We start from the raw sequence: 17,841 nt of genomic DNA, 5'->3' as shown, positions 1-17,841 counted from the left end.
AGTATTTTGCGGTTAATGATGGTAAAACAGATCCCATGACAATAAAGGCAATCCCGAAAAAAGCCATGCCTATACAGGCAGCTATATACACCAAAGTTTTATTATATCTCATACAATCCTGCTGTTACTTTGTTATTGATGTAAGCGCCAGATAACCGGCGCCATATAGTCCGGCATTCCCCTGTAAAATTGATTTTTCGAATCTTGCCTGCTTAATCGCAATGGGTTGTGCCCATGCGGAAGCATGTTCGTAAATACGGCCTATTAATTCTGTGGCCGGACCGAACACACCTCCGCCCCATATAATTATTTCAGGGTTTAACAGGCTGACTAAATTGGCGGAAGCCATAGCCCAGAGACCGACCGCTTTTTCAATAACAGATACAGCGAGGGGATCGTCATTATTAAATGCATCAAAGATATCTTTGGTTGAAAGACTTTCAATCTCTTTTTTGTATAACAGGCTTTCCCTGAACAGACGCCCTTCTTTCAAAATCTTTTTTGCCTGACGGGCAATGCCGTCTCCTGATGCATAACTTTCGAAACAGCCGTACCTTTCAAATTCTTCCATGAAGGGAATTCCCATGGCAAACCATCCGGCAGCGCCTACAATGTCACCGTGCCCATGGACGATATTCCCGTCGATCAGCAGTCCGACACCTATCCCGGTTCCGATTGAGATATAAACTGCATTTGTGGCATTTTTTGCAACACCCTTCCATTTCTCTCCCAGGATATAACATGTTCTGTCGCTGGCAATGTGAATAGTGATCTTATCATTGCTAAAATGCTCTTCTATCTCCTTTTGAAGCGGATAGTTTTCCCATCCACCTATATTAGGTGCCCATATGAGTCCCGTCTTACTGTCTGCTATACCCGGCACGCAGATACCCAATGCTTCGACAGCATCTCTGCCGCCCTTCGATTGCTCAATTAATTCATCGATGGTATGCAAAACCAGCCGGCCTACCTTACTCCCTTTTCGTTCTTCGAGGAGGCACGATACCTGGTGGAGTATCGTACCATTTGCATCAAAGAGAGCGCCTGTAATTTTAGTGCCTCCCAGATCTATCCCTATAACAGCCATGAGTTATCTCTTTTTGGTTGAAATTTGGTTGCTTGCAGTTATTTCAATCACATGGACACCTTTGCTGTCAATCTGGGTGTTGATGTTCAGTGTATTACCGGAACTTCGCACCTCTTTTTGCGTCCCATTGATCACATCCCGCAGGGTATATACGCCGTCAGAGCTTATATACAGGTCTATATCAATTTCTTCACTACCGGCGCTATGGTTGATGATAAAAACGAGATGGCCGTTCTCCGTATCCTGCAGCCGGACTTCCACCTGGTCTGAAATTCTTCCGTCAAGAGATGTAATGAAAGGCCTTTTAATATTTGCCCAATTCAATAAATTGACAAAAAACCGGTCGTTGTCCGGGTTGAACTTCTGGAAATTGGCCATCCCCATGTATGTTCCTACCAACATGGATTCCCCCTTCCCGTACCGGGTACTCACGATCGCGGGTTGTCCCTGTTCGTTGGTGGCCAGCACTTTGACGTCGCTCTCGCCGAGAAGGCTTAACGACTGGGTGTATAACGATCCCGTGAGTTTAGTCCCTTTTTCGAAGCCCTGTATCGCGGGATGGTTCTCATCTGTTACGGTAAACTCGATCCCGTCGCGCATCCTGATTTCATTTTCCCTTACCCCGAATATGTCATGCATTCCAAGCCCGGGAATAATTTCCGACGCGTAACCCCGGTCGTCGTTCCATCCGATGCGTGCCTCCGCCAACACGTGTCCCCCATTCTCCACGAAGGCGCGTAACCCTGCTGCGGCTTCCCGGGTAAACATGATCGGGTAGGGAATAATGATCAGTTTGTATTGCGAGAAATCCTGGTTTTCGATGTGTTCCCTGTGAATGAAGTCTACCGGTATATTATGGTTTGCAAATGTCTGGAAGTACCCGATCAGCGATTGGCTCAATGCTGCCGGAAAGTCACGCCGCTGCATTCCCCCCACCATTTGGGTTAACGGGTTATAGACGATCCCAACCTCAGCCTTGGCCGGAGTAGCATTCAGGAAGAGCTGTTGATTCCGGTTTACCACGTCGGCTATTTGTCCCGCATTCACGGCTCTTTCAGTCAAGGTTCCATCCAGATTTATCAATCCGTATCCCCCTGCTTCATATCCTGACGACATGGGGTAGTAAGCGTAGATATTTACACCTTTTGCTCCTTTTGCAATAGCCGACCATGCCCATATGCGATGGTCGTCAGAAGTGACCGGATCGCTTACCTGGAGCGCTATGGTTCCCAGTCCGGCCTGCAGTTCTCCCACATACCATCCGCCCTTCTCACGGTTCGCACTTCTGGTAAAATCCATCACGGTACGCAGGGTTGTCACCGACCAGGCATTGGCAGGATGATTATGTTTCGGATAAAGAGAAACCCCATAATAATCCAGTGGCCGGGCCATCAGGAAGTCGTCTGTGGCGCCTGCACCCACGTGGGGCGATTGAAAAAGGGAAGCTCCTACAGCATGGGCCGTAATAAGGTGTGTTGTGTCGATATTCCTGATCGCATTATAGCGGGCCGCCATATCTTCCACTAACTTTTCATAAATAAAAGTTTTCCAGTCGATAAAGTCGGTATAACTTAGGATCGTACTGAACCTGGGAGCCTCTACCTGCGTCCAATCCGTGAAGTTACGGTACCATGCGGTATTTAAGTTCTCGAGAGAGTTGTATTTTTTCCTGAGCCACTCTCTAAACCGGCTTTGGGTGGCATCGCTAAAACAAAACTGGACATTGGGAATATAATCGATGGAAGCCCAGTTAATGATATGGGGTTCGCTCCAGAGGTCCCACCCGAAAAAGTTGGGATATTGAATAGCCACTTTGGCTGTTTCCGAATAAAAATTGAGGACGGCATCTCCCACGACTTTATTATCCGTATTGAGACCGGGTGCCGACTGGGGATGGATTTTATCCCCGTTCTGTGCCTCGAACATGGCAAACGGGTATTTTTGTGCCACCCAGTCGGGTGCGGAATCCACATATATCTGTATAAACACCTTCAGTCCTGTTTCATTGGCGAGCCTCATCAGGAGATTCAGGTTGTCGAAATTATATTTTCCGGGTTCCGGTTCACAGGTCGCCCACTCAACCCATGTGCGGACGGTATTGAAACCGAGATCCTTTATCTGTTGCAGATCTGCTCTCCATTCCTCTTCGGAATTAGTGGTAATTTTAGACAGCATGGGAGCCCTGGCTTTGCCGCCACTGTACCATACCGAAAAAGGAAAAAAATCTTTATCTATGCTTTCGTGTTCCTTTTGTTCCTGCTTTTGACCCTGCACTCCGATTGCAATGGACAAAAACAATATAAAAAGCAGATTAAATTGTATGTTTTGTGTTTTGGATGACATACTCAATAAGTTTATAGTTATGATTCGTCGCTCTTCATTACAGATTCCCATACGGCTTTTCGCAAAGTCCCCTGATTATCGTCACCGTCATAATCCCAGAACATCAGGCCTTTCATTCCTTTACTCAGAACCCAGTCGCCTTTCACTCCGATACTTTTCTCATTGTCGTATCCGCAATAGTAAACTCCATTGTAGGTGACGTACGGAACTGAAGCCGCATCGTCCCAATTATCGATCTTGTAGGATTTGGGGTCCAGTTCGAGGATCTTTTTGTAGTTGATCGCTTCCGTCCATGAGTGACGCCCGTAGAAAGGTATGCCCAACACCAGTTTATTGGCAGGCATGCCGGCATCCAGATAGGCCTGGACAGCACGGGTACAGTCAGAAGCCGCTGACGGGTCCTGCAGCGCGGATTGGTGATGAGGAGCCGCATCCAGGTCATAGGTCATGATATTCACAAAATCGACGAAAGGGGCTACGGCTGCAATGTCGATATAGCGCCATCCTCCCGTAACCTGCTGCTTATCCATGCAATAACCGGCATAGGTAAGCAGATACTGATTTCCTAAGGTTTCACGCAACTGCTTCATCAACAGCACATGGTTCGCTACATCCACAGCCACATCGTAAGCATTCGGGTCACCGCTCCATGAGAGACCGGGAAATTCCCAGTCCATATCCACACCGTCGATGCCCCACTTTTGCAGGAAAGCTTTACAATCATTGGCAAAAGCTTTGCGGTATTCATCCGACTTGGCAAGTTGTGAAAAACCTTCACCTTGTGAATTCTCGAATGATATGGAAATAGCCAGCTTCGGATTGATCTTTTTCAGATTTACGATTTGCTGGAAGCGGCTTTCTTCACCCAGTACATACATTCCTTTGTAAACGCCGCCTTCCATATAGGGTTCGGCAAAGGCATAATTGATATTTGTCAGGTAGGTAGGATCGGGAATCACCGTACTCCAGGAGGTCACGTACGCCAGGGCTATACGTCCTTCCACCGGTTCAGGCATGTTATTATCCATACCGGGAGCTCTTATGCCTGTTATATAATCATCTTTTTCGCAAGTTGTAAAAAGTAAAAGTGCGAACACGACAAACAAAACCTTTTTCATTTTATTCACTTATATTTTATTAATAATCCGGTAAATCCTTATTTAATGACCATATAATCAACCGATTAAATTATACATTTTAAAAAGTATACTTTTGTCTGATAATCAATAAGTTGTAAGGAGCCTATAAAAATATCGAATTATTGTTGTATTAAAAAAACGAATTAAAGAAATACTATGCCGGCAATAGGTATAACACCAATTACCGGCAACGAATAAACTTATTTATTCTTCTTTAGGAACAAGGTAAAAATAAGTCCCATACAAATCCCAATCTTCTGCACCTGGAGGTTTACTATAAGTTTGAGGGAAGCATAACACCAACAGATCTTCACTAATATAAGTTATCCAGTATGGAGTGGAGACCCCTTCCCAGACACTCCAGCTAATATTGGTACCTATTACCGGAGCAGTGGTTATCAATTCCCCTTTAACTCCTTCCGGATTGTTATGCGTATAAGCCCATGTACCTGTTTTGGATATAGCCCCCGACCCCAGGTAAGTGGTCATTTTATGGCCATCAAATTCAAATACCATTGTTTGTTCAGGAATAGTTGACGTATTAACGGTTCCCCAGGAGTTCTGTCCTGGAACCGGATCATAATACTTCCAGTTTCCATACATTCCATTATAAAGTGCTCCCGTAACCTGTAAAAATTGCCAGGTTTTTTTTGCTGTTTTGTCAGCTTTATCTTTTGCTCCTGATAACAGAAAATCATACTCATCAAAACAGTTGGTTACGCTGATATTGAATTTTTTAGACGTAACTATTTGGTTGGCTGAGATACCTGTATAAAAGATTTCATATTCGCCATTGGCATCATAAATGACAGTAATATCATCCGATGCAACAATTTTTTCGCCTGTACTCCAGCCCAGATGCCATACACCACCAATCTCAGGACGATTGTTTTTCAATACGACATATTGGTCGCCTTCCACTTTGTCATCTGTATTAGGAATAGGTTGCGTAACAGATAAAGCGGCATCTAATTCGGTTTGAGTGATAGGTGCCCCGACATTCTCGAACTGTTCGCGCAAAGACTTGTCTTCAATCGGGTCACATCCATAAGCGAATAAAACAGTCAGTAGAAAAATTTTTATTATTGTTTTCATACGATTATTTTTAGAGTTATTGTAATCTGTTCCAGCTTGAAAACAAAGCACTGGATTCCCAGCCGGGATTCTGCTCGAATAAGCCGTCCGATAAATCTATTTCAGTCTGTGGAATGGGCCAATAACCTTGCGTTTCTTTTAAACGTTTCTTGTAGTCGAAATTCACCATTGGCACTTCTACGCCTGCATTGAGTAAGGTAAATCCTGTTTGTTTGTTCAGCGCTTCTCCGGCTTCTTCCAAAGATGGCCCCGACCATCTTAGCATATCCCACCATCGAATGGATTCGAAAGCCAATTCCCAACGACGTTCATTTTTAATCGCTGCCAGTGAATAAGCTATCGGCGCCAAGCTGGATCGGGCTCGCACACGATTCAGCCCGGTGGCATCTTCTTTCAATTCCGATTGCATTAACAATACATCTGCGAAACGTATGTGGATTAAGTCAGCGATGTTATTCAGTGATTGGCTTACAACATCAACGGTTATCTCAGGATAGAGCTGTAAAGCGAAGGATCGGATTCCGTATACCGGTTCTTTACCGGGATCATTGGCGTTAATATTCTGATAGGAGACAACATTAATATACTTTTTCTGATGATAGCCGGTCTGTTCATAGTACCGGTACGAAACTGTATAATCAGGCTCATCCGGAGTTAATCTTCTGTCGAATAATACGCTTCCTGCATTATTAGGATCAAGTGCCCGGTACGACCAAATGGAACCGGCCAGGCGGGGATCTTCAGTAGCTCCGTTCAGATACGATTGTTGTGCCGACCAGGCTTTCCATTCATTTACCATTGCGGGTGAAACAGGACCTGCTCCCCAACCTCTTCCAAATGGATAACCTTCTCCGTCTTCAGCTTTGGAATTATCTGCCGATGGAGAGTAAAATTGTGAAACTGTATTGCTGAACCATGTATAAGTCCAGTTATTACCTTTTAATTTATGCTTGTTGGCAAACACGGTTTCAATAGGACTTAAGCCAGCCCATTCCAGATTATTATTCAAAACATATTGATATTTATATTTTTCGATGTCATTATCCAGGGATGCTTTGTTCGTATAAGGCCAGAGATTGCGTTGATCTGAGACCAGATCGTGTCCGGAATTATTCACGCAATCATCGATCCATTGAATGACTTGCGCTTTGGTAATTCCGCCGGGTAGTTCGGTTTTACCGTAGCGCCCGGTATAAAACAGAAATACACGTGCCATGAAGGCTTCTGCCGCGTATTTGGTAGCATGGCCTACCATGGGCGAACCATCCAGATAAATGCGGTCAGGCATCAATTCAATCGCGTTTTTCAGATCGGAACCTATCTGTTCATATATTTCATCAATGGATGCACGCGGCAATTTTTCCATGTTTCTACTATCTGTACGTAAAGGAACACCTCCAAAAACCTGCACTAATTCATTAAATGCGAAAGCACGTAAGAAGTGAGCTTCACCAAAGCAGCGATTTTGTTCAGCTTCACTCGACCATTTTTCTACGTTGTCCAATGTCTCAATCGCTACATTCGCACGGTTAATTTGCCTGTAACATCGTGCGTACAAACCATGCAGTATATTCAGGTTGGTGTACATCAAAAAGTTGGTTGCACAGTTGTTTGATGCTTCCAGGTTCCCACCCAAACAATCATCGCTTGCCAGTTGTGCCAGGTAAAAATAGGATGATGTTTCCGGGTCTTGGAATAACATATTGGCGTATATACCTGTAATCAATTCATTGGCTTCCGTTTCAGTATATGGGAAATTTTCGGTGGATTTAGTGGTTAAGCTTTCACTGTCTAAAAAATCACTGCAACTCGTACAGAAACCAATGGTGAATAATATAATAAATGCTATATTTTTTTTCATTGTTCTTTCTTTTAAAATTTAATATTCATGCCGATCATATATACCCGTGAACTGGGATAGAATCCTAAATCAATACCTTGTGCATAGGGGTAATCACTCCCGGCTCCATACCCGATTTCAGGATCCATTCCGGTATAACCTGTAAAAGTAAACAGGTTTTGTGCAGTCACATATATCTTTAGCTGGCTAAAGGGAAGCCCTTTAAATGCTCTTTTGAAATCATAACCCAGAGAAACATTTTTAATTTTGAAATAATCGCCATCCTCGATATAAATGTCGGATATTCGATTCCAGTTTGAACTTACCGAACTTGATAGGCGTGGAAATTTATTGGATGTCCCCTCTCCATGCCAACGTTGGAAAATATCCGTTGTATAATTGGCCATTGGAGAAGCCACAAAATCACGATAAGACTTCAATATCTGATGGCCGAATGCCCCATAAGTGTTCACGTTCAGTTCGATCCCTTTATAATTGACATTGAATGAAAAGCCAAGAGTAAAGTCGGGATGGGGATTTCCAATTTCTGTACGGTCTTTGGCGTCAATGGTTCCGTTTCCATCGATGTCCTGCCAGATGACATCGCCCGGCTGTGTATTATCTCCCAATAGTTTAGCTCCTGCATACTCATCTATTTGTCGTTGATTCTGGAAAATCCCGCTACTTTTATATCCGTAAAAATAACCGAAAGGTTTTCCTATCACAGAGCGATAGCTTTCCTCCGATCCTTCCCACAACACACTGGGAGGACCGTGAAGGATCTTCTCGGAATTTGCAATTTTTAAAACCTTGTTTTTGTTATAACTTAAAGAGAGATTTGTATCGAAGTAGAAATCTTTACTTACCTGTTCATTCCAGCCCAAAATCATTTCAAAGCCGGTGTTCTGGACATCGCCACCATTAATATAAGCCGGATCAACACCGAAATCTGCTGGCTGAGGCGGAGCAACCAACCAGTCTCTGGTAACACGATTGTACCAGTCAAGTTCTAACCTCATCCTGTTGTTAAAGAAATTGGCATCAGCCCCTACATTGATCATTGTTTGTGTTTCCCATTTCAGTTCGGGATTCACTCCACGATACGCATATGAGCCTGTAGCTGCATCATCCATGGAATTACCAAAAGGATAACCACCATAATTGTTGTTGGAAGTTATCAATCCGATATATTGGAACGACATAACGCGATCATTACCGTTGGAACCGTATGATGCGCGTAATTTCAGGAAGTCCACTCCCTGTATATTTTCCTTCCAGAAATTTTCGTTACTTATTACCCAACCTGCAGAAACGGATGGAAAATAACCCCAACGATGCCCGGGGGCAAAATAAGACGAGCCGTCGGCCCGTAAGATAAACGAAGCCATATAGGTTTCGTTATAGTTGTAATTAACCCGTCCGAAAACGGAAAGTCCGCCGCTTGACAGGGTGGGAGAACCGGTTAATGACTGTATCGTATTTAAACCGGGTACATTACTTAACCATGCATGATCAAAATCATAAAAGATAGATCCCTGGTTTGAGCCGCTCATCGATTCGCTTAACATCTGGCGTGTCATACCTTGTCCCAATAGGGCATCCACATTGTGTGCTCCAAATTTCAAGACATAATTGATCGTATTGTCCCATGTCAAATATTGAGACTGCGACATAGATTGAGTCACACGATCCTGTCCCTGCTCTAAAGTGGCCGTTAATTTTCCAAAAGAGGGAACATAAGACCTGTAACTGGATGTGCTCAGCAAATAGCCGAATTGAGAGCGGAACGTTAAATTTTTTATTGGTTTTAGTTCCATATAAACGCTGGATTGCAAAGAATGACTTTTACTGAGGTTTTGATTCATCATGTAATCCATATAAGCAATCGGGTTTTTATTGGCACTGTTGGCTGTATCCCAATTATAACCATCGGCAATCTGGTCATCATACATATAATATTCGCCCTGACTATTATATGCATGCATCAATGGGCTCATCACCAAAGAATTGTGTATTGTGTTCCAATATATATCATCCCGCGCTACCTGTCCTTGAGAACGATTAAAACGATAATTGAGCGTTTCTCCTACTTTGAGTATATCAAGGTCTCCTTTTTTGAGGATGGTCGATTCCGTGTTGATTCGCGCATTAAAACGGTTCAGAATTGGGATATTAGAAGGTACGCCCATGGTAGCTTCTTGTTGAAAAAACGTAAAACCTAAAGATGAAACAGAACGTTCCGTACCACTATTGATACCAATACTATGGGATTGAATGAGCGCGTTCTTATTAAGGATTTCTTTGATCCAGTTCGTTCCTTTCCATGAACCATCACGAATAGAAGCCAGATCTCCGCCCGGAATTAAATTCTCCCAGTTATATATGGGCAAACCATCCATGATTCGGCTTTCATTTTGAATATTCATAAACTCCTGGGCATTTAAAACAGTAGGCATTTTATAGAGATTTTGTATCCCATAATAGCCGTCATACGTAATTTCATGTTTTCCTACCTGCCCACTTTTGGTCTTAACAAGAATGACGCCGTTAGCAGCCCTTGAACCATAAATGGCCGCGGTCGCCGCATCTTTTAATACGTCAATGCTTTCGATGTCGTTAGGACTCAGACCGTCAAGAGTGCCGCCTACAACTCCATCAATTACAAACAAAGGAGTTGAATAGTAATTGCTACCGATACCGCGGATATTTATCTTAAAACCGTCACCGATGAACCCGCTGACCTGTGTAATATTTACGCCCGGCGCCTGGCTCTGTAAAGCTCCCAGCACGTTTGGTGTGTTTAATCGTGAAATATCCTCTCCTTTTACCTGTACAGTGGCACCGGTCACCAATTTTTTCTTCATTGTTCCGTATCCGATAACCACCAATTCATCCAACAGTTCCGCGTCCGGTTCCATTGCGACATTTATTGTTGTCCTTCCTTTGATAGCTACTTCCTGCGGCTTCATGCCTACGTATGTAATTTGAAGTATGGCATTTTCAGGCAGATCTGAAAGAGTAAAGTTGCCATCTATATCGGTAATTGTCCCGTGCGAGGGATTCCCTTTTTCCACGACGGTTGCCCCGATAACTGGGTCGCCTGCGTTATCAAGAATTGTTCCTATTATGGTTTTTCCTTGTTGTTGAGCGATGTTGACAGAGTTCTCTTTTTTGCGTCTCTCGGAAAGCGCTATTTGGGTGTTGTTGATTCGATAGTCAATGTTCGTATTCCGGAACAAAGTATTCAGTATGTTTTCAATTGTTTCGTCCTTAGTCTGGATGGTCACCTTTTGGTTTAAATCCAGGAAATTATCGCTATAGAAAAAAGTATAATCACTTTTTTCTTCAATTTGCCGAAGTATGCTTTTTATTTCCGTATTCGTTGCGGAAATGCTCAATTGCGCTATGCTTTGCCCAATACTTAACAGGAGCAGAAGCAAACAGCTCACGCCAATTCGTTTGATTTGTACGTTCATTGAATAATTTTTTTAGATTTTAGATTGTTTTAGGATATAATTAAGGATAAAAAAGCACAAAGTTCTCTCTGATTGAGTATTTTTGTCCCCATATGAATGCGGTCTGCAGCGTTTTTCTCTCTATTAAAGCGCTGTCGTGCTATTATCCTACCAGTGGAATATTGCATTCACTAAAGTTAGACATTTTCCTGCAACGGCATAATGCAAATAAGTTTGCTTCTGCTCGTATTGCTTAATGAAAATGTTCTTTTACTTTCCTGCCGGAGTGATGCCCTCACATTGCTCCGGCTTTTTTTCCAGGTAATTAGGTGAGTTATTTTCTATCTTGTTTCATAGGCGTCAATTTTTTGTGAGTTATTAATTTTATTTTTTACTGAATGTAATATGCGATCCGGTCATTGTGTACTGTAGCGGAGAAACAACAGTGATAAGATTCAGTACATTCTCCATGCTGTTGTTCTTTATTTTTCCGCTGTATTGTATCTCTTTTATGTCGGGTGATGCAAAAGAAATGGTCACGTTATACATTCTTTCCAACGTTTTGGCAATGTTTTCAAGTGTCTCCTTGTCGAACACGAATTGATCGGTCATCCAAAAAATAGCTTCATTTATATTGTCGATACGGGATTTGCTGAACCTTAGTCCTTTAGGGTAGAACGAGATTTGTTCGTTGGGATCCAGTACTTCGGATAACATCGGGTTGCTTACTTCAATCCGGCCTTCTATGAGCGTTCCGGTTATTTGTTCATCGTTGGGGTAAGACTTGATGTTGAACTTTGTTCCCAACGCCTTTACCTGCAGATTGGCGCGTGTCAGTACGATGAACGGGTTGTTCGGATCACTTTGTACATCGAAATAGGCTTCTCCCATCAGTTTTACAGTCCGGTTTTTTTTCCCGAAATCAGGGGAATAGCGCAGTTCACTTGCCGAATTGAGGCGCACGTGGGAGCCGTCGGGAAGTTGAACGCTTGCCTTTTGTCCGTTTTCAACCATCACCACAAGCTCTTGTTGTGAATTACCACGAACTAAATGGAGCGAAAAACCCAACATAAAGAACAAGATAGCTACAGCCGCCACGCTTGCTATTTCGATCCATTTGTTTTTGCGCCCCGGTAGTGTCTGCGCATGTTGGCGTATATGCATCCGAAACCGTTTCCATGCTTTTTCTTTGCTTTCTTCGTCTAGCTTCGATGGATGCTGTCCGGCATCTCTCCATTTGTCGGCATAGTAATCCTCTAATTGCTTTTCACTTATGCGCTCTTGTTGATAAGCGTGGAGCAACGAGTCCGTTTCTTCTTCCGAAATAGTGCTGGAGAGAAATTTTTCGATCAATTTTACAATTTCGTCTGACATATTAATTGTATTATACGTGAAAAGGGTAAAATCCTTACAGAGATTTCGTTTTTAACAAGAATATTAATTATGTTTAACAAAATTATGTTAAATAAATAGCCATGAGGTTGAGGGAATTTTTGAAAATAGATACATTAAAACAAGAGTACACTGAGATAGTCCTTCATTTTTTCTCTTAAAAAAATAAGAGAACGTCTTATTTGCGTTTCCACCGTTTTTTCTGAAATTTGCAAACGTGAAGCGATTTCCTTGTTCGATAAATTTTCTTTCCGGCTCAGTAAAAAAATTCTGCGCCGGTCCGAAGGCAGTTTCTCTATAAATTCCCAAAGAATATTTTCCAGAAAACGGCTGTTTACATCTGACTCAATATCAGTGATTTCCTGCGCATTTTCTTGCTGGTACTGTAGATATTTATATTTCAGTAATAATTGTTCGGTTTGCCTGTATACGTGGTTCCGGGCAATGGTATAAAGAAGAGGTGCGATACCTGCTTCCGGATCGATTATTTCTCTTTTTTCCCAGAGAGAAATGAAAACGGATTGGGTAATATCTTCGGCAAAGGTTTTATCGAAAAGGGTATTTAGGACAAACGTATAGATCTGATTGTAATAGTGATGGAAGATGTATTCGAACGCTTTCTCATCTCCTTCCTGTAACAGCCGGAGACTTCGGGAGTTTATATGTATGGGTTTGTCCTTCAAAGCGCTCTGATCCTTTTGATTAAGGACAAAGGTATATAAATTCTTATAGAAACTATTCCGATTTGTTGGTGAAATCGTCGAGGAATGTAGGAGAATGGCGAATATGCACGGCTGAATCCGGCACAAAAAGCGGCGTGGGACAAACACTACCAGCCTATTATTGATAAATTCTACCAGGATAATTTAGAATGAAAAGAACTTTTCTTATGGGAATACCAGTGGAATATGACAGCATCATTGTAGATTTGAAATCCGAACTGAAACGGTTACAGGAACAATATGATGATCCTGTCAGGGAGCAATATCCATTGTAAAAGTCGATGAATCAATAATTTTAATGCAAGAAAGAGGTTGCCCGGACATATTAAACTGAACAACCTCTTCCCTTTGATACTGTTCTTTCTTACAAGTTCAACCCTATGCCTTTGCTCTTCTCCTCTTCGAGTATCTGCTTAAAAAATCTTACCTTCAGGCGGTTCTTTTCAGCCACATTATCGTACTCGCCCCGGTCATAGCGTAAATGGTAGAGTTGATCCTCCGGGCTGTTTCCCATCTCAATATCGGTGAGCCTTTGATATGCACTGCCATTATTTGGTTCAATATACTTCCAGTCTTTGGTGCGGATCATAAGCGAAGTGCCGGCACCAATCAGGTATTCACGCCCTTCGTTATCGAGACCGAGCCATGCGGGAAGTTGATTCCTGCTATCACTCAGCTTTTCCTCCTCCAACTCAATACCCGTCAAAGCAGCCAGCGTACCCAATAAATCGATCTGGGAAACCAGCGCATCGGAAATACCCGGACGCACCACCTCCGGCCAGTGAACAATAAAAGGCACTCTTGTTCCTGCTTCAAACATGCTGTATTTACCACCTCGGTAAGGGCCCCACGGTTTATGATCCATCAGGCGCTCCACGGCTTCGTCTGCGTAACCGTCATCCACCACCGGACCATTATCGCTCGACAAAATAATCAGCGTATTCTCATACACATCCGCCTCTTTCAATGCACGGATCACTTCACCCACCGACCAGTCAAACTCAACGATTGCGTCGCCCCGGTGTCCCATCTCGGTTTTGCCCCGGAACCGTTCGTTCGGATAGCGCGGCACATGGATATCGTTAGTGCCGAAATAGAGGAAGAAGGGTTTCTCTTTGGTCTGTTCTATAAAACGGACAGCGCGTGAGGTAATGCTGTCTGCAATCGTTTCATCCTCCCAAAGAGCTGCCTTGCCCCCTTTCATATAGCCGATACGGGAGATACCGTTGATAATGCTCTGATCGTGTCCGTGATTGGGACTTGGCCTCAATTTTGTCAGCAATTCGGGATTGTCCCTGCCGGTAGGCTCTCCGGGAAAGTTCTGTGAATAGCTTACGCTGATCGGATCATTGGGATCGAGGTTTGCCACCTCCTGGTTTTCCAGATAGACACAGGGTACCCTGTCGCCCGTTGCCGCCATAAGGTAGGAGTAGTCGAATCCAATCTCGTACGGGCCGGGAGCAATCCTTCCGTTCCAATTCTGGGTGGCGGTTTCCTCTCCGATGCCGAGGTGCCATTTTCCTACCGCTCCGGTAGTATAGCCCGCCTGTTTCATCAGTTTTGCCACATTGTACCGATGTGGTTTGATGATCAACCCGGCATCACCGCGGGCAATACCGGTACCGTTCCTTCTCCATGGGTACTCGCCCGTGAAGAGGCCGTAACGGGAAGGAGTGCTGGTTGCCGCGGCAGAGTGGGCATTACTGAAACGAATACCATTTTCGGCGAGCAGATCCACATTGGGAGTCTCTACACGTTTAGCCCCGTAGCATGAAAGGTCTCCATACCCCATATCATCGGCATAGATCAACACAATGTTGGGTTTTTCCGGGATCGCTTGTTGTTTTATCTCCTGTGCCTGCGTGGGAAGTGCCAGACAGGTACCAAAAGTGAGGATTGACGGGGTAGAAAAATGTCTCATAATTGGAAAGTTTATTAGATATTATATTGATTAAGGAATAAGACTCCCGATAATCAGACATCTAAAATCTTATTCGATATAAACTCTATTATATGACTGAATCAATTACTTAAAACAACGACCAGTTGGAATCATCGGTTCTGGCCTTCTTCATGATCTCTTTCAGTTCTGCCGCTTTTTGAGGATAGAGATCGACCAGATTGTGATTCTCCGAAGGATCGGACGCGAGATTATAGAGTTCGTACAGTCCCTCCTGGCGGATATCGAGGTGCAACAGTTTCCAGTTATCTTTTATTACCGCCTGGCGGCCGCCCAATTCCTGAAACTCGAAATAGAAATAATCCCGCTTCTTCTGACCTTCTTTTTTATTGAGGAGTGTGGGCAATATGCTGATCCCGTCGGTATTTTCCGGCGAACCGGTCTTCAACAGTTCGGCAAACGTGGGCATGTAATCCCAGAATGCGAAAGCGAAATCGTTTTCCTTGCCGGCTGCTACTTTCCCCTGCCACGAAATGATGGTCGGCACACGGATGCCGCCTTCGTACAGGTCACGTTTATATCCGCGATAGATGCCGTTGCTATTGAAGAAATCCGGATCACCGCCTCCCTCGCGGTGCGGTCCGTTATCACTGGTAAATATGATCAGTGTATTTTCATAGACTCCTGTCTCTTTGAGTTTCTCAATGATCTGTCCCACATACCTATCGATACGTGTAACCATGGCGGCATGTGTCGCCCGCGGATATTCCTGCGACATGTATCCGCCTTTTCTGAAAGCGGGACCGGAATCAGTACCTTTATACGGTTTTTCATCGAATTTTCCTCTTAATTTTTGGATGATGGAATCTTCCGGTACGACCAATTCGGCGTGTGGAAGCACCATGGGTACGAAGAGGAAGAACGGATCCCCATTGTATTTATCGATAAACTCCAGCGTTTTTGCCTGGATCAGATCTTGCGAGTACGCGCCGAATTGTCCGTTATCATTTTCAGGAAACGCTATTTTTGTCTGATTGTACCATAAATGGCCTGGGTAATAATTATGTGCCAGGAGTTGACAATTGTATCCGTAAAATTCATCTACACCCTGATTGTTGGGATCGCCTGCAGAACCGGGTTGCCCCAATCCCCATTTACCAAAGGCGCCGGTGGTATAGCCTGCATTCTTAAACAGGTGGAAAAGCGTAAATGTGCCGGCCGGCAGCGGAAACTGTCCTTCGGGTTTTATTTCCTTATTTCCACGGATGGGGGTGTGGCCGGTGTGCAATCCGGTCATCAGGCTGGCGCGCGAGGGCGCGCTTACGGTGGTTCCTGAATACGAGCGGGTGAACCGGATTCCGTTGAGCGCCAAACGGTCGATATTGGGCGTTTGGAATTTTTCCTGGCCATAACAACTCAGATCCCCATAACCCAAATCATCGGCAACGATAAACACCACATTGGGTTTTTGCTGTGCGTTGAGCGGGGTTAACGCTGCGAGGGAAAGTCCCGCAGCAAAAATTTTAGGTTTCATATTGGTTCGTTCGCGTTATTTTTCAAAGTTACATCAAATAGAGTGAAATATCACTTTTCATATGATTAAAACTATTGATTTCAAAGGTATCATATGGAACTCGCTTTTAATCATGTTCTTGCGTGTAATGATTTACATGCTCGTTTCAAAAGGAAATCTGAATCTTTCCACTTCCGCCCTTACATGCGCTTCACGGATTTTTTCCTCCAACCGGATTACAATATCGGGATATTGTTTTGCCACATCGAACAATTCGGCCGGATCGGTATATAAATCGAATAACTGCATGTTTTTGTTTCCTTTGTGTACATTTTCGATGATACCTTTCCAGTTATCCATCCGGATAGCTATCGATCCCTCATTCTCGGGGAACTCCCAGTATAAATAATCGTGGGTTTCGACTTGTTTTTCGCCCGTGAGTTCCGGCAGAAAACTGATACCGTCTGTTGTGGCATTCATTTTCAGGATTTCAGCAAAGGTAGGCATAATATCCCAGGCGGCGGCTACATGGCTCGAGATAGATCCGGATTTTATTTTACCCGGCCATGAGGCAATGAGCGGTACACGGATCCCTCCTTCGTGTAAGGATGCCTTACCCCATCCATATTCACTTTTGAATGCCCCTGCGCTTTGAAACCAGGGCGAGTCGGAGCCTCCGTTAAAAGTGGGTCCGTTATCACTGGTAAAGATGATCAGCGTATTTTCGTACAGGTCATTTTCTTTCAGATACTCTGTCAACAACCCGATTTGTTCATCCAGATAAGAGATCATGGCAGCATAGGTCGCCCGGGGATAACGGGCAGGATAATATCCTGCTTTTCCCAAATAAGGTTGCTCATCGCCAAATTTTTCCACATAATGATCGATCCATTTTTTAGGAGCCTGCAACGGGACATGCGGAACGGGAGTAGTCCACATCAACAGAAAAGGATCTTTCTTGTTTTCATCTATAAACGAGAGGATCTCTTTCAACATCAGGTCCGGTGCATAATCATCCTGGATAAATTTCTGATAACTGTTTTCATCAAAAGGATCGGCTGATTGATCCAGTTTGGTTCCGGGTTGAATGATATTTTTATTATTTAAATATTCCCGGTTTTCGTTCCGGTACAGAAAAGGAGGATAATATGTGTGTGCCTGGCGCTGACAATTATATCCGTAGAAAAAATCGAACCCCATTTTGTTGGGAGTACTTTCGGAACCAGGATAGCCCAATCCCCATTTTCCGATGCAAGCGGTACGGTATCCCGACTGTTTGAAAAGTTGCGGGATAATAACGGTAGAGGCAGGCATTGGACGTTGCCCTTCGAGGAAAGGATTATCGAACATGGCTT

General features: G+C 43.8%; 11 protein-coding genes. All 11 read right to left on the bottom strand.

Going from position 1 to position 17,841, the window contains the following annotated elements; genetic code table 11:
* Positions 1-124: 124 nt before the first annotated feature.
* Entirely contained in the window at positions 125-1,087 is a 963-nt protein-coding gene (locus Q0502_RS07670) for an ROK family protein (RefSeq protein WP_298649234.1), read from the bottom strand.
* Positions 1,088-1,090: 3 nt separating this feature from the next.
* Entirely contained in the window at positions 1,091-3,430 is a 2,340-nt protein-coding gene (locus Q0502_RS07665; RefSeq protein ID WP_298649231.1) for a beta-galactosidase, read from the bottom strand.
* A 17-nt stretch (positions 3,431-3,447) separates the two neighbouring features.
* Positions 3,448-4,548 (bottom strand): glycosyl hydrolase family 18 protein, encoded by a 1,101-nt coding sequence (locus tag Q0502_RS07660; RefSeq protein WP_298649228.1) that lies wholly within the window; start codon positions 4,546-4,548, stop codon positions 3,448-3,450.
* 225 nt (positions 4,549-4,773) lie between these two features.
* Complete coding sequence (locus tag Q0502_RS07655; RefSeq protein ID WP_298649225.1) at positions 4,774-5,664, bottom strand: hypothetical protein; 891 nt, start codon at positions 5,662-5,664, stop codon at positions 4,774-4,776.
* A 16-nt stretch (positions 5,665-5,680) separates the two neighbouring features.
* Positions 5,681-7,525: a RagB/SusD family nutrient uptake outer membrane protein gene (locus tag Q0502_RS07650; RefSeq protein WP_298649222.1), complete on the bottom strand. Its 1,845-nt coding sequence runs from the start codon at positions 7,523-7,525 to the stop codon at positions 5,681-5,683.
* An 11-nt stretch (positions 7,526-7,536) separates the two neighbouring features.
* Complete coding sequence (locus Q0502_RS07645; protein WP_298649220.1) at positions 7,537-10,980, bottom strand: TonB-dependent receptor; 3,444 nt, start codon at positions 10,978-10,980, stop codon at positions 7,537-7,539.
* A 363-nt stretch (positions 10,981-11,343) separates the two neighbouring features.
* The gene (locus Q0502_RS07640; protein WP_298649218.1) at positions 11,344-12,333 is read right to left on the bottom strand and encodes a FecR domain-containing protein; all 990 of its coding nucleotides are present in this window, start codon (positions 12,331-12,333) and stop codon (positions 11,344-11,346) included.
* Between the two features lie 134 nt (positions 12,334-12,467).
* Positions 12,468-13,034 carry an RNA polymerase sigma-70 factor gene (locus Q0502_RS07635; protein WP_298649216.1) on the bottom strand — a complete coding sequence of 189 codons (567 nt, stop codon included), beginning with the start codon at positions 13,032-13,034 and terminating at the stop codon, positions 12,468-12,470.
* Between the two features lie 403 nt (positions 13,035-13,437).
* Positions 13,438-14,994, bottom strand: coding sequence for an arylsulfatase (locus Q0502_RS07630; protein ID WP_298649213.1), 1,557 nt, complete (start codon positions 14,992-14,994; stop codon positions 13,438-13,440).
* Positions 14,995-15,103: 109 nt separating this feature from the next.
* Complete coding sequence (locus tag Q0502_RS07625) at positions 15,104-16,507, bottom strand: arylsulfatase (RefSeq protein ID WP_298649211.1); 1,404 nt, start codon at positions 16,505-16,507, stop codon at positions 15,104-15,106.
* A gap of 132 nt (positions 16,508-16,639) precedes the next feature.
* Positions 16,640-17,841: sulfatase-like hydrolase/transferase (locus Q0502_RS07620; protein ID WP_298649208.1), on the bottom strand; the 1,202-nt coding region annotated here is incomplete at its 5' end.

Source organism: uncultured Proteiniphilum sp. (assembly GCF_937873925.1).
In the GTDB taxonomy this organism is placed as follows: Bacteria; Bacteroidota; Bacteroidia; order Bacteroidales; family Dysgonomonadaceae; genus Proteiniphilum.
The sequence above is the reverse complement of the archived record's forward strand: the minus strand, read 5'-3'. Positions and strand labels throughout refer to the sequence as shown.

Coding starts and splice junctions, on each gene's coding strand:
- Q0502_RS07625 (WP_298649211.1), bottom strand. CDS start 16,507: ATGAAACCTAAAATTTTTGCTGCGGGACTTTCCCTCGCAGCGTTAACC.
- Q0502_RS07645 (WP_298649220.1), bottom strand. CDS start 10,980: ATGAACGTACAAATCAAACGAATTGGCGTGAGCTGTTTGCTTCTGCTC.
- Q0502_RS07640 (WP_298649218.1), bottom strand. CDS start 12,333: ATGTCAGACGAAATTGTAAAATTGATCGAAAAATTTCTCTCCAGCACT.
- Q0502_RS07655 (WP_298649225.1), bottom strand. CDS start 5,664: ATGAAAACAATAATAAAAATTTTTCTACTGACTGTTTTATTCGCTTAT.
- Q0502_RS07670 (WP_298649234.1), bottom strand. CDS start 1,087: ATGGCTGTTATAGGGATAGATCTGGGAGGCACTAAAATTACAGGCGCT.
- Q0502_RS07660 (WP_298649228.1), bottom strand. CDS start 4,548: ATGAAAAAGGTTTTGTTTGTCGTGTTCGCACTTTTACTTTTTACAACT.
- Q0502_RS07650 (WP_298649222.1), bottom strand. CDS start 7,525: ATGAAAAAAAATATAGCATTTATTATATTATTCACCATTGGTTTCTGT.
- Q0502_RS07665 (WP_298649231.1), bottom strand. CDS start 3,430: ATGTCATCCAAAACACAAAACATACAATTTAATCTGCTTTTTATATTG.
- Q0502_RS07630 (WP_298649213.1), bottom strand. CDS start 14,994: ATGAGACATTTTTCTACCCCGTCAATCCTCACTTTTGGTACCTGTCTG.